The following is a 12,164-nucleotide window of genomic DNA, read 5'->3' on the forward strand; positions in this document are numbered from 1 at the left end:
ACCCCGTGCGCCGCCACGCGTGCCACCTTCGTCGGCGCGACGCGGACGGTCTTCGTCGAAACGGCGCGGCGCGCGGTCATCGGCGCCGCGTTTGACCGGGCGGGCGTAATCGCCCCGTGCGCCACCCGCGCTACCTTCGCCGGCGCGACGCGGGCGGTCCTCGTCGAAGCGCCTCGGGGTACCCTCGGCGCCACGGACCGCGCGGCCGCCGGCCACGCGCTCGCGCTGGCCGCGTTGGGGCGGACGATCGCCTGTTGCGCGCTTCTCATACGGCTTGACCGCATTGGTCGTATTGGCCGCGTTGGCCACGGATTTGCGCGGGACAGCGGCATTGCCGGCAGGGCGCCGCGCCCCTGCCGGCGCCGACGCGTCATCCGCCGGGCGCGGGCGCGCCGGTTTCGCAGCGGCTTTCTTCGTGCCGCCAGCGTCGAGCATCGACGCGGGCACCGCCTTGGTCGGACGACGCAAGGCGCCCGACGAACGCACGGGGGCGCGCGTCTTGTCGAGGGTGCGGGGGTGTTTGGCGCTCAGTTTGGCGCGCGGGGTATCGCTCATGGTTCCAGTGCTTCGAGTAATTCGGTCTCGACGGCGATTTGCAGGCGATTGTCCTGCAAGCGGCTGCCGTCGAGCAGGAACGTGTCTTCAACACGTTCGCCGAGGGTATTGATACGTGCGGTGCGCACGCTCACGCCGTGACGCGCAAGCACGCGCGCAACCGCGTAGAGCAAGCCGGTGCGGTCGTTGGCCGACACCGAGAGCAGGTAGTACTGACCGCGTTCGTCCGGTCGCAGATCGACGCGCGGTGTAACAGGAAAGCTGCGCGAGCGGCGCGGCAGGCGCCCCTTGCTCGGCTCGGCCAGGGGCTCCGCACGCGTAAGCAGCGACACCAGTTCGCTTTCCACGAGATTGATGATGTCGCGGTAACTGGTGTCCAGGCCGGGGTCCGTCAGCAAAAAACTATCCAGTGCGAAACCGTGGCTGGTGGTGTGCACCTTCGCATCGAGAATCGACAGGCCCTTGCGCTCGAAATAGCCGCAGATGCGCGCGAACAGGTCGACCTGGTCGCGCACGTAGACCATCACCTGCAGCCCCTCGCCGATCGGCGACGGTCGCGCCTTGACGATGGGGGCCGGGCTGTCGACGTGCCGCCACAGATGGCGCGTCTGCCACGCGACGTCCGCGGGATCGTTGCGCAGGAAGTAGGCCACGTCGAGCGTATTCCAGAGCGCTTCCTGAGCGCGTTCGGGCACGGTATAAAGCCGCAGCAGGCCGAGCGCTTCTTCCTTGCGGGTTTTCAACTGCGAATGCGGATCCGGATTCGCGCCGCCGAGTACCTGCAGCGTCAGCCGGTAAAGGTCCTCGAGCAGCTTGCCTTTCCATGCGTTCCAGACCTTCGGGCTTGTGCCGCGAATGTCCGCTACCGTCAGGAGATAGAGCGCGGTCAGGCGTCGCTCGCTGCCGACCTTCTCGGCGAAGCGGCGAATGACGTCGGGGTCGGTGGTGTCCTGCTTCTGCGCGACGGTGCTCATCGTCAGATGCTCGCCCACCAGCCAGACGATCAGATCGGTGTCCTCCTTGTCGATGCCATGACGGGTGCAGAAACGCCGTGCGTCGACCATGCCCAGCGTGGAGTGGTCGCCACCGCGCCCTTTCGCGATGTCGTGGAATAGCGCGGCGATGGTCAGCACCCACGGCCGGTCGAAGTTCGCAATCAACTGGCTGCAGAACGGGTACTCGTGCGTGTGCTCCGCAACGGCGAAACGGCGAATGTTGCGCACCACCATCAAGATGTGCTGATCGACCGTATACACGTGGTAAAGGTCGTGCTGCATCTGGCCGACCACGCGGCGGAAATTGATCAGGTACCGCCCGAGCACGCTGGTCTGGTTCATCAGGCGCAGGGCGTGCGTGATCCCTTGCGGTTGCTGAAGGATCGCGAGAAACGTGCGACGGTTCTCGGGATCGGTGCGCCATTGGGCATTCATCAACTCCCGGGCGTTGTAGAGCGCCCGCAGGGTTCGCGCCGAGAGGCCCTTCACGCCGACGACCTGTTCGTAGAGCAGGAACGTCTCGAGAATGGCGTTCGGATGCCGCTGGTAGAGCTCGTCATCGACGATCTCGATCATGCCCTGCTTCTCGACGAAGCGTTCGTTGATCACGCGCGTCACGCCGCTCGTTTGCGGGAACAGCCGGGCCTCGACGTTGAGCAGCAGTACGGTATTGAGCTGCGAGACCGCCTTGGCGGCCCAGTAGTATCGGCGCATGAGCTGCTCGCTGGCGCGCTTGGTGGCCGTTGCATCGAACCCCAGGCTCTGGGCGAGCGGCGTCTGCATGTCGAACACGAGCACGTCCTGGCGGCGGCGCGCCAGCAAGTGCAACCGCGCGCGCAGACCCTTCAGGAACTGTTCGTTGCGACGCAACTCCTTGAGTTCGCGATCGGTGAGCAGGTCGCGCGCAAACAGTTCCGACCAGCTGTTGCCGAGCCCCGCGGCCTTGGTCATCCACAGGATGACCTGCAGATCACGCAACCCGCCGGGGCTTTCCTTGCAGTTCGGCTCGAGGCTGTAGGGCGTGTCCTGGTATTTCGCGTGGCGCTGACGAATTTCCAGCTGCTTGCTGCGAAAAAATGCCAGGGGATCGAGATCGACGGCGAAGCGTTGCTCGAACGCCTCGAAAAGCGCCCGGTCGCCAGTGATGAGACGCGCTTCGAGCAGGCTCGTCTGCACCGTGATGTCAGCCTGCGCTTCGCTCAGGCACTCGTCGACCGTGCGTACGGAAGATCCGATCTCGACGCCGATGTCCCAGAGGAACCCGATGAACGGCTCCACGTGAGACGTGAGCGCGTCGCCGTCGGTGCCGCGATGCAGCACGAGAATGTCGACGTCCGAGTACGGGTACAGCTCGCCGCGTCCGTAGCCGCCCACGGCCACGAGCGCGAACTCCCCCGGCATCTGGCACTCGGCCCACGCGTCGCGCATGGCCTGGTCGACGGCCTGGCACAGGCCGTGCAGGAGCACGTCGATCTTGCCGTGCGCGGAGAAGCGCTCGACGAGCTCGGCCTTGCGTTCCTTGAGCGCCTGACGGAGTGGGGAGGGGGCGTGCGCACGTGCGTGCATGACGGCTTCCTGGGGTGAATAATCGGGTCAGGCCGGGCGGCCGCCGAAATGCTCGGCGACCGGACGTTCAAAACGATGTTGCGACGACGACACGACAGCCTTTGGGGGTGGTTGCCGGTCGCCGACAGTCGTCGGCGACTCAGGCAGCGGTCGCGAACGACGTGACAAACGACGAACCGGGCGGCGGCGGCGGCGTGAGCGCCGAGCGCGTGAGCACCTCGTGACCGGTTTCCGTCACGAGGACAGTGTGCTCCCATTGTGCCGACAGGCTGCGATCGCGCGTCTTGACGGTCCATTGGTCGGGCATCGTGCGGATTTCGCGCTTGCCGGCGTTGATCATCGGCTCGATCGTGAAGATCATGCCGGCCTGCAGTTCCAGTCCGGTCCCCTGGCGGCCATAGTGCAGGATCTGCGGATCTTCGTGAAAGACCTGACCGATGCCATGCCCGCAATATTCGCGCACCACGCTATACCCCTGTGCTTCGGCGTGCGTCTGGATCGCGTGGCCGATGTCGCCGAGATGCGCGCCGGGTCGGACCTGATTGATGCCGAGCCACATGCATTCGTAGGTGACCTGGGCGAGGCGCCTGGCGAGGATCGACCCCTCGCCGACGATGAACATGCGGCTCGTGTCGCCGAAGTAGCCGTCCTTGATCACGGTGATGTCAATGTTCAGCGCGTCGCCGTTCTTGAGCGTCTTGTCGCCGGGAATGCCATGGCAGATCACGTCGTTGACCGAGATGCAGGTCGCCTTGGGGTAGGGCGGATAGCCGGGCGGCTGATAGTTCAGCGGCGCCGGCACGGTGCCCTGTTCCTTGATCATGTACTCGTGGCAAAGCCGGTCGAGTTCCCCGGTGCTGACGCCGGCGCGCACGTGCGGCGTAATGAAATCGAGCACCTCGCTGGCCAGACGGCAGGCGACGCGCATCATTTCGATGTCGTGGGCATTCTTGAGGGTGATGGCCATTGCGGAATCGGGCAAATTGCGGAAACAGTGCCGCATTATCGCATCAATGGACGGTTTCCGCCCCGTTGGGCGCGGATTTCGGCGAATTCCGAGGCCGATTTTCCGCAGCTCCGATGGCGTGCCCGGATCGCGGGCCAAACCGGCCGGAATGCCGCGCATGCCGGGGATTTCGGGCGCGTCGTCGGCACTTCACGCGTCACTTGAGTGCAGGCATGCTGCGATGCTATAATCTCGGGCTAAGTCGAGGACGAGTTGTCAATAAACCCGAGGGTTTTCCCTTGGTTTTCAAGGGTCTTCACCGAATTGTTCGGGGTAATTCGCCCCAACCTGGTGCCGAATGGCGCCGCGCTCGGTGAGGTTCCGGGTGGCATCGAAGATCATCGGCTTGGAAATTTTGAAATCGCGGGCCGGCGCACCCAGGGTGCCCGAACTTCGCGGACGGGTCATGCAAAGCTGTATGACAGTCCGACGGAACGGGTACGGCAGCCGGTCTAAGACCCAACCCTCACGGAGAATCACATGTCTGTCACGATGCGTCAGATGCTGGAAGCGGGCGTCCACTTTGGTCACCAAACCCGTTTCTGGAACCCCAAGATGGCCCCCTATATCTTCGGCCATCGCAACAAGATTCACATCATCAACCTCGAAAAGACGTTGCCGATGTACCAGGACGCGCTGAAGTACGTGCGTCAACTGGCAGCAAACCGCGGCACGATCCTCTTCGTGGGCACCAAGCGTCAGGCGCGTGAAATCGTTGCGGAAGCCGCAACGCGTGCCGGCATGCCGTATGTCAACAACCGTTGGCTGGGTGGCATGCTGACGAACTTCAAGACCCTGAAGTCGTCGATCAAGAAGCTCAAGGACATGGAGCAGGCCCTGGAAGCCGGCGAGCAAGAGCGCATGAGCAAGAAGGAAGCGCTGCTGTTCGATCGCGAAATGGCCAAGCTGCAGAAGTCGATCGGTGGCGTGAAGGAAATGGGCGGCATGCCCGACGCCATCTTCGTCGTCGACGTCGGCTACCACAAGATCGCCATCACCGAAGCCAACAAGCTGGGCATTCCGGTGATCGCCGTGGTCGATACGAACCACTCGCCGGACGGCGTGGACTACGTCATCCCGGGTAACGACGACTCGAGCAAGGCCGTCGAGCTGTACGTTCAGGGCGTTGCCGACGCGATCCTCGAAGGCCGTGCAAACGCCGTCAAGGAAGTCGTGGAAGCCGTGCGCGGCGACGGCGACGAGTTCGTCGAAGTGAACGAAGAGGCGTAAGCGGCCACCGCTGCGTGACAAAAGGGGCTGCTTGTGGCGCCCCTTTTTTTTAGTCCGATTTCCCCATGTCGGATCTGCGGGGAGCCAAGGACGGGCAATGCGGCCGTCCGGGCGACATCCCGGTCCGACTGATTCGATATACAGGAGTAACGATATGCCGGCAATTACTGCAGCAATGGTGGGCGAACTGCGCGCCAAGACCGATGCGCCGATGATGGAGTGCAAGAAGGCGCTGACCGAGGCCGATGGCGACATGGGTCGTGCTGAAGAAATCCTGCGTGTCAAGCTGGGTAGCAAGGCCAGCAAGGCCGCCAGCCGTATCACGGCCGAAGGCGTGATCGCCGCCTACATCGATGGCGGCAAGGGCGCCGTGGTTGAAATCAACTGCGAAACCGACTTCGTCTCGAAGAACGACGACTTCCTGAAGTTCGCGAATGAACTGGCCAAGCTCGTCGCCGAGAACAACCCGGCCGACGTAGCTGCCCTGTCGGCGCTGCCGCTCGAGGGCAAGACCGTCGAGCAGGTGCGTACCGACCTGATCGGCAAGATCGGTGAGAACATGACGATCCGTCGCTTCCAGCGCTACGAGACGTCGGGCAAGCTCGCCGCCTACCTGCACGGCACGCGCATCGGCGTGGTTGTCGAGTACGAAGGCGCCGACGCCGAAGTGGGCAAGAACGTCGCCATGCACATCGCCGCCATGAAGCCGGTGGCCGTGTCGGGCGATCAGGTCTCGCCGGAACTGATCGAGAAGGAGCGCAAGGTCGCTGCCGAGAAGGCTGCCGAATCGGGCAAGCCGGCCGAGATCGTCGCGAAGATGGTGGAAGGCAGCGTGCAGAAGTTCCTGAAGGAAGTGTCGCTGTTCAACCAGGCTTATGTGAAGGACGACAAGTCGACCGTCGAGCAGATGCTCAAGGCCAACAACACCACGGTCAAGAGCTTCACCATGTTCGTGGTCGGCGAAGGCATCGAGAAGAAGCAGGACGACTTCGCCGCCGAAGTGGCCGCGCAAGTCGCCGCAGCCAAGCAGTCGTAATTTTCGCAGTACCGTAGTAGTCGGGGGCGGCGGTGCCGTCCCCGTTGTTTCATCCAGAATACCCACACAGTGCCCGACCAGATTTCTTAAGGACCGCCATGTCTACTCCTTACAAACGCGTACTTCTCAAGCTCTCTGGTGAAGCCCTCATGGGTGACGATGCATTCGGCATCAATCGTGCGACGATCGAGCGCATGGTTGGCGATATCGCCGAAGTCGTTCGCCTGGGCACGCAGCTGGCCGTCGTGATCGGCGGCGGCAATATTTTCCGGGGTGTGGCGGGCGGCGCGGCCGGTATGGATCGCGCCACGGCCGACTACATGGGCATGCTGGCCACCATGATGAACGCGCTGGCGCTGCAGGACGCCATGCGTCACGCCGGCATCGAAGCGCGTGTGCAGTCCGCGCTGCGTATGGACCAGGTCGTCGAGCCGTACATCCGCCCGCGCGCGATCCGTCAGCTCGAAGAGGGCAAAGTCGTGATCTTCGCCGCCGGCACGGGCAACCCGTTCTTCACCACCGACACGGCCGCCGCGCTGCGCGGATCGGAGGTCGGCGCCGAAGTGGTGCTCAAGGCGACCAAGGTCGACGGCGTGTACTCGGCGGATCCCAAGAAGGATCCCAACGCGGTAAAGTATTCGACCATCAGCTTCGACGAGGCCATCTCGAAGAACCTGCAGGTCATGGACGCGACGGCTTTTGCGCTGTGCCGCGATCAGAAGATGCCCGTGCGCGTGTTCTCGATCGTGAAGCCGGGTGCGCTCAAGCACGTCATTCTCGGCGAGGACGAGGGAACGCTCGTCCACGTTTGAGTTCAAATTGCGGCGTCGGCGTGCATTGGCACGCCGACGCCGTATCATTTATGTTTGCGTAACAATTCAAGGTTTGGAGGTTGTCATGAGCGTTGCTGACGTCAAGAAGAATGTCGAGCAAAAGATGAAGAGCTCGATCGAGTCGTTCAAGAACAACCTGGCGAAGATTCGTACCGGCCGCGCCCACGTGGGTCTGCTCGATCACGTCCAGGTCGACTACTACGGTTCGATGGTGCCCATCGCTCAGGTTGCCAACGTGAACCTCGTCGATGCCCGCACGATCGGCGTTCAGCCGTGGGAAAAGAACATGGTGGCCAAGGTCGAGAAGGCCATTCGCGAATCGGATCTGGGTCTGAATCCGGCCACGCAGGGCGATCTCATCCGCGTGCCGATGCCCCAGTTGACCGAAGAGCGCCGTCGCGAAATGACCAAGCTGGTCAAGTCGGAAGGCGAGACCGCCAAGGTGGCCGTGCGCAATCTGCGCCGCGACGCGAACGAGCAGCTCAAGAAGCTGGTGAAGGACAAGGAAATCTCGGAGGACGACGAGCGCCGTGGCGGTGACGAAGTCCAGAAGTTCACCGACAAGTTCGTCGCCGAGATCGACGAGCTGGTCAAGCAGAAAGAAGCCGACATCATGACGGTTTGAGTGCCCCGGCACTCACCGCAAGATCTCCGCTGACTTTCGCGCTCGATTCCCGCGCCGCACCTCAATGGGTTTTCTCAGCTCCACGCTTTCTGTTCCCGAAACAGCGAGCATTCCGCGCCACGTCGCCATCGTCATGGATGGCAACGGGCGTTGGGCTACCAGTCGTAAATTGCCTCGCGTCGCCGGACACAAGCGCGGTGTCGATGCCGTGCGCGAGGCGGTGACGGCGTGTGCCGAGCTCGGCGTCGAGTATCTGACGCTGTTCGCCTTCAGTTCGGAGAACTGGCGCCGGCCTCAGGACGAAGTCTCCACGTTGATGCAACTGTTCATCCTCGCGCTCGAGCGCGAGGTTGGGAAGCTGCACAACAACGGTATTCGGTTGCGAGTGGTCGGCGCCCTCGAGGCGTTCGAGCCGCGCATCCAGGAACTGGTCCGCCGTGCCGAGGAACGCACGAAGGACAACAAGGGGCTCACGCTGACCATCGCCGCCAACTACGGCGGGCGGTGGGACATTTTGCAGGCTGCCCGCAAACTTGCCGCGGCACGTGTCGCGCAGGGGGGGGCGGCGGCACTCGAGACGTCGTTTGCCGAAGAGGATCTCGCCCCGTACCTGAGCATGGCGTACGCGCCGGAGCCGGACCTGTTTATCCGGACCGGCGGCGACCAGCGGATCAGTAATTTTCTGCTTTGGCAACTGGCGTACACTGAGCTCTATTTCACCGAAGAATTCTGGCCGGACTTCAACGCCAATACGCTCAAGCGCGCGGTTGCCGAGTTTCAGCAGCGAGAACGCCGTTTCGGCCGTACCAGCGCGCAAGTCCAGAACCCCTCGGGACAATCCGCCTGATGCTCAAGACGCGCGTTATTACCGCTGTCGTACTGCTTGCCATTCTCTTGCCCGTGATCTTCGTCGGTACGCCGGCGCAGTTCGCATGTCTTGCGGCCGTGATCGTGGCGGCCGCCGGTTGGGAGTGGGGGCGCCTCGTCGGTCTGAACGGCACGGGCGCGATCTTTTACGGCGCGCTGGCGCTGCTCGGTGTCGGCCTGACGTGGGCGGGGGGCTGGACGTTGTCGTCGATCTGGCTCAAGCCGGCCGCCGTCTTCTGGGTATTGGCCGGTCCGTACACGCTGGCGCGCAAGCCGGCGACCCAGGGCGCCTGGCGCGGCTTGCTGCTGGTGGCCGGTCCGGTGCTGCTGATCGCGGCATGGCAGGCGCTGTGCCTCGCGCGTGAGCGCGGCGTGGCATTCCTGCTGTCGGTGTTGGTCATCGTCTGGATCGCCGACACCGGGGCTTATTTCGCCGGCCGCGCCTTCGGCCGTCGCAAGCTGGCCCCTTCCATCAGCCCGGGCAAGTCATGGGAAGGCGCGATCGGCGGATGGCTGCTGGTGCTCGTCGCGGCCGCCGCGGTGCTCGCGTCGGACCTGCAGGCGCCCACGATCGTCTCGCATCTCGCCAGCTCCCTGGGCCCTGGCCTCGGCGCGCTGGCCTTGACCGCCCTGGTCGCTTTCTCGGTTGTTGGCGACTTGTTCGAATCTCAACTCAAACGGCAAGCCGGCGTGAAGGATTCCAGCGCGCTGCTGCCCGGCCACGGGGGCGTGCTCGACAGAATCGACGCTTTGCTCCCGGTGCTTCCGCTGGCTCTGCTCTTCGTCTGATCATGTCGCAACGTCTTTCCATTCTCGGCTCCACTGGCTCCATCGGCGTAAGCACGCTCGATGTGGTGGGGCGTCATCCCGACCGTTTCTCCGTCTACGCCTTGTCGGCGCACCGCAATCTCGACCGTTTGTTCGAGCAATGCGTTGCGCACCGTCCGAAGGTGGCGGTGGTGGCCGACGCCGACGGGGCAGGCGTGCTCGCCGCCCGCCTGGCCGACGCGGGCCTGAAGATCGAAGTCACGCACGGACCGCGGGCGCTGGTGGAGATCGCCGAGGCCTCCGAGCCAACGATGGTTGTCGCGGCGATCGTGGGTGCCGCTGGCCTGCAATCGACGCTGGCGGCCGCCCGTGCCGGCAAGCGCATTCTGCTGGCCAACAAGGAGTCGCTCGTCCTGTCCGGCGCACTGTTCATGGCAACGGCCGAACGCGCCGGCGCCACGTTGTTGCCGCTCGACAGCGAGCACAATGCCATTTTCCAATGCCTGCCGCAGTTGGCCGGCGAGCATGGCATTTCCACGCGCGGCGTCGAAAAGCTGGTGCTGACCGCCTCGGGCGGCCCGTTCCGCGAGCGCGAGTTGGCGTCGCTGGAAAATGTCACGCCGGACGAAGCCTGCGCTCATCCGAACTGGGTCATGGGCCGCAAGATTTCGGTCGATTCCGCCAGCATGATGAACAAGGGGCTCGAGGTCATCGAGGCACACTGGCTTTTCAATATGCCGCCGGAGAGGATCGAAGTGCTGATCCATCCGCAGAGCGTGATTCACTCGATGGTCACCTACACGGACGGCTCCACGCTGGCGCAGCTCGGGAATCCGGATATGCGCACGCCGATCGCGCATGCGTTGGCATTCCCGGACCGGGTGACGTCGGGCGTCGCGGGGCTGAATCTCGCCGACATCGGCAAATTGACCTTCGAGGCGCCGGACTTGCGTCGATTCCCATGCCTGCGCCTGGCGTTCGATGCGTTGCATCGCGGTGGCACGGCCGGGGCGCTGCTCAACGCGGCCAACGAGATCGCCGTGGCGGCCTTCCTCGAAGGGCGCATTCGATTTACGGCCATCGCCCAGGTGGTCGAACAGGTGCTCGACGCGGTGGCCGTTGGCGAGGCCACGTCGCTTGACGTGGTGCTCGAAGCCGATCGCCGCGCCCGCGAACTGGCGGCGGCCATCGTCGCCAAGCTGCCGGCCCCGGCGTCTTCCTGACGCCTGAACTCATGTCGTAACGTCCTCGGGGCCCGATTCGCTCATGACTCTGCTGTCCACGTTGCTTGCGTTTGCCGTCGCCATTGGCGTGCTGGTGGTGTTCCATGAGCTGGGCCATTACTCGGTCGCGCGGTTGTGCGGCGTCAAGGTGCTGCGTTTCTCGGTGGGGTTCGGCACCCCCCTGCTCAAGTGGACGATGGGCCGCGATCGCACGGAGTGGACCGTCTGCGCACTGCCGCTCGGCGGCTATGTTCGTATGCTCGACGAGCGTGACGATACGCAGATCGTCGCCCCGGAAGACCGCGATCGTGCGTTCAACCGGCAATCCGTCTACAAGCGCTTCGCCATCGTGGCCGCCGGACCGGTCGCGAACTTCCTGCTTGCCATTGCCCTTTACGCCGGGCTGAATCTGGTGGGTGTCACGGAGCCGGTCGCCCGCGTGGCGCCGCCGGCGGCGGGCACGCTCGCGGCGCGCGCCGGACTGGCCGGCGGCGAGCTCATTACCGGTGTCCGCGAGAATGGAACGAGTTCCGACGAAGCTGTCGGCGACGACATGCCAGTGCGCTCGTGGGAGGATCTTCGCTGGCGTCTGGTCGATCCGATGATCGACGGTCAGCGCGTCACCCTGATCGCGCGCACGCGCGACGGCCGCGCCGAATACACGCTGGACGCCGCAGGGCAGCACTTCGATGCCGACGGCGAGCAGGACTTCATGCAGCGGCTGGGCCTGGTGCCGTCGGCGCGCGTGAAGGTGGGGCAGCTTATCGCGGGGGGCGCGGCCGGGGCGGCGGGCTTGCGCGTGGGAGACGAAATCACGGCGGTGGACGGCAGTGCGGTGACGTCGGCCAAGGGGCTGGTCGATGCCGTGCGTGCGCATCCGGGCAAGCCGATGACGTTTACGGTGCGGCGCGATGGCGCGCTGATGAATGTCACCCTCACGCCCGCGGCGGAAGTCGACTCCGCCGAGGCGGGCGGGGCGCGCGTGGGCAAGATCGGGGCCGCGCTGGCCAGTCAGGTCGACTCGGTGACCGTGCGTTACGGCCTGTTCGAGGCCATTGGCCGCGGTGCGCAGCGCACATGGGACGTGACGGCATTCAGCGTGCGCATGTTTGGGAAAATGATCACGGGGCAGGCATCGCTGAAGAATCTGAGCGGTCCGGTGACGATTGCGGACTATGCGGGCCGCTCCGCGCGACTGGGACTGGATTATTTCGTCGCCTTTCTGGCGCTTGTCAGCATTAGCCTTGGCGTATTGAATCTGTTGCCGATTCCGGTTCTGGACGGTGGCTATCTGTTATATTATGCGGTCGAAGCGATTACCGGCCGGGCTGTTTCCGAGCGGTGGCAGGGTGTGCTGCAACGAGTGGGCATCGTTTGCATTCTCGCGCTCTCTGCCGTAGCACTTTTCAATGACATGTCGAAGTTGCTGCACTAGACAGCGTCACGCGCCTGCCGGTCGC

The 12,164-nt window shown here is 64.2% G+C and carries 10 protein-coding genes and 1 pseudogene; 8 read left to right on the forward strand and 3 right to left on the reverse strand.

Translation table 11 applies throughout. The features are described 5' to 3' along the window. The 3 genes and pseudogenes from W930_RS28675 to map all read right to left on the reverse strand — a co-directional run. Positions 1-555, reverse strand: a pseudogene (locus W930_RS28675) (hypothetical protein); the annotation flags it as partial. Continuing rightward, positions 552-3,116 carry a [protein-PII] uridylyltransferase gene (locus tag W930_RS0123770; protein WP_023596251.1) on the reverse strand — a complete coding sequence of 855 codons (2,565 nt, stop codon included), beginning with the start codon at positions 3,114-3,116 and terminating at the stop codon, positions 552-554. The gene W930_RS0123770 and the pseudogene W930_RS28675, both read right to left, overlap by 4 nt. Positions 3,117-3,255: 139 nt before the next feature. Continuing rightward, positions 3,256-4,083, reverse strand: coding sequence for a type I methionyl aminopeptidase (map, locus tag W930_RS0123775; RefSeq protein WP_023874158.1), 828 nt, complete (start codon positions 4,081-4,083; stop codon positions 3,256-3,258). A gap of 519 nt (positions 4,084-4,602) precedes the next feature. On the opposite strand from map, the gene rpsB reads away from it, so the two are divergent. The 8 genes from rpsB (at position 4,603) to rseP (ending at position 12,139) form a co-directional block, all read left to right on the forward strand. Next, positions 4,603-5,352, forward strand: coding sequence for a 30S ribosomal protein S2 (gene rpsB, locus W930_RS0123785; RefSeq protein WP_023596248.1), 750 nt, complete (start codon positions 4,603-4,605; stop codon positions 5,350-5,352). A 154-nt stretch (positions 5,353-5,506) separates the two neighbouring features. Continuing rightward, positions 5,507-6,388 (forward strand): translation elongation factor Ts, encoded by an 882-nt coding sequence (gene tsf / locus W930_RS0123790; RefSeq protein ID WP_023596247.1) that lies wholly within the window; start codon positions 5,507-5,509, stop codon positions 6,386-6,388. Positions 6,389-6,486: 98 nt separating this feature from the next. Further along, the gene (gene pyrH / locus W930_RS0123795; RefSeq protein ID WP_010803863.1) at positions 6,487-7,200 is read left to right on the forward strand and encodes a UMP kinase; all 714 of its coding nucleotides are present in this window, start codon (positions 6,487-6,489) and stop codon (positions 7,198-7,200) included. A gap of 85 nt (positions 7,201-7,285) precedes the next feature. Beyond that, positions 7,286-7,846: a ribosome recycling factor gene (gene frr, locus W930_RS0123800; protein ID WP_023596246.1), complete on the forward strand. Its 561-nt coding sequence runs from the start codon at positions 7,286-7,288 to the stop codon at positions 7,844-7,846. 64 nt (positions 7,847-7,910) lie between these two features. Then, entirely contained in the window at positions 7,911-8,693 is a 783-nt protein-coding gene (gene uppS / locus W930_RS0123805; protein ID WP_023596245.1) for a polyprenyl diphosphate synthase, read from the forward strand. Continuing rightward, the gene (locus tag W930_RS0123810; RefSeq protein ID WP_023596244.1) at positions 8,693-9,502 is read left to right on the forward strand and encodes a phosphatidate cytidylyltransferase; all 810 of its coding nucleotides are present in this window, start codon (positions 8,693-8,695) and stop codon (positions 9,500-9,502) included. The genes uppS and W930_RS0123810 overlap by 1 nt, the downstream gene beginning before the upstream one ends. A gap of 2 nt (positions 9,503-9,504) precedes the next feature. Continuing rightward, on the forward strand, positions 9,505-10,704 hold the full coding sequence (ispC, locus tag W930_RS0123815; RefSeq protein ID WP_023596243.1) for a 1-deoxy-D-xylulose-5-phosphate reductoisomerase: 1,200 nt from the start codon (positions 9,505-9,507) through the stop codon (positions 10,702-10,704). 43 nt (positions 10,705-10,747) lie between these two features. Further along, positions 10,748-12,139 carry an RIP metalloprotease RseP gene (rseP, locus tag W930_RS0123820; protein ID WP_023596242.1) on the forward strand — a complete coding sequence of 464 codons (1,392 nt, stop codon included), beginning with the start codon at positions 10,748-10,750 and terminating at the stop codon, positions 12,137-12,139. Positions 12,140-12,164: the final 25 nt, after the last annotated feature.

The sequence above is a fragment of the Pandoraea sp. E26 genome (genome assembly GCF_000681415.1).
GTDB classification, from domain to species: Bacteria; Pseudomonadota; Gammaproteobacteria; order Burkholderiales; family Burkholderiaceae; genus Pandoraea; species Pandoraea pnomenusa.

What these genes read in the sequence shown, in the direction of transcription:
- ispC (WP_023596243.1), top strand. Translation starts at nt 9,505, where the DNA reads ATGTCGCAACGTCTTTCCATTCTCGGCTCCACTGGCTCCATCGGCGTA.
- pyrH (WP_010803863.1), top strand. Translation starts at nt 6,487, where the DNA reads ATGTCTACTCCTTACAAACGCGTACTTCTCAAGCTCTCTGGTGAAGCC.
- uppS (WP_023596245.1), top strand. Translation starts at nt 7,911, where the DNA reads ATGGGTTTTCTCAGCTCCACGCTTTCTGTTCCCGAAACAGCGAGCATT.
- map (WP_023874158.1), bottom strand. Translation starts at nt 4,083, where the DNA reads ATGGCCATCACCCTCAAGAATGCCCACGACATCGAAATGATGCGCGTC.
- rseP (WP_023596242.1), top strand. Translation starts at nt 10,748, where the DNA reads ATGACTCTGCTGTCCACGTTGCTTGCGTTTGCCGTCGCCATTGGCGTG.
- frr (WP_023596246.1), top strand. Translation starts at nt 7,286, where the DNA reads ATGAGCGTTGCTGACGTCAAGAAGAATGTCGAGCAAAAGATGAAGAGC.
- W930_RS0123770 (WP_023596251.1), bottom strand. Translation starts at nt 3,116, where the DNA reads ATGCACGCACGTGCGCACGCCCCCTCCCCACTCCGTCAGGCGCTCAAG.
- tsf (WP_023596247.1), top strand. Translation starts at nt 5,507, where the DNA reads ATGCCGGCAATTACTGCAGCAATGGTGGGCGAACTGCGCGCCAAGACC.
- rpsB (WP_023596248.1), top strand. Translation starts at nt 4,603, where the DNA reads ATGTCTGTCACGATGCGTCAGATGCTGGAAGCGGGCGTCCACTTTGGT.
- W930_RS0123810 (WP_023596244.1), top strand. Translation starts at nt 8,693, where the DNA reads ATGCTCAAGACGCGCGTTATTACCGCTGTCGTACTGCTTGCCATTCTC.